The organism is Pseudoalteromonas sp. 19-MNA-CIBAN-0066, assembly GCF_040308705.1.
GTDB lineage: Bacteria > Pseudomonadota > Gammaproteobacteria > Enterobacterales > Alteromonadaceae > Pseudoalteromonas > Pseudoalteromonas nigrifaciens.
In genome coordinates, this window is the sequence record NZ_JBEONZ010000153.1 from 1 (window position 1) to 288 (window position 288).

1 protein-coding gene is annotated in these 288 nt (G+C 69.8%); it reads right to left on the reverse strand.

Annotated features, from left to right (window positions below):
• Positions 1-288, reverse strand: a 288-nt coding sequence (locus AAEZ18_RS18605) for a hypothetical protein (RefSeq protein WP_352255866.1), incomplete at both ends; no start/stop codon positions are given.

The window sequence follows — 288 nt, forward strand, 5'->3', positions numbered from 1 at the left end:
GGACGTATATCGCGCGCTCGATGGCGGCATCGCGAGCTGCTCGCGCATTCGCGAGTTCCTCGGCGTCGCCGACGCGCTCGGCGTGCTGCCACTGGCGCAGCGCGTCGAACATTTCGCGCGAGGCGGCGAGCATGTGACCATCCGCCGGGCGGAAGATGCTCTCGGCGATCAGGTAGCCGCCGTAGTGCTCGACGTCGTCGAAGCCGCCGCCGACGCATCCCGGAAGCGGCACGTCGGTCACTACGCAGCCGCTCTTTGCCGTCCAGTTGCCGCCGGTCGGTTCGGGCG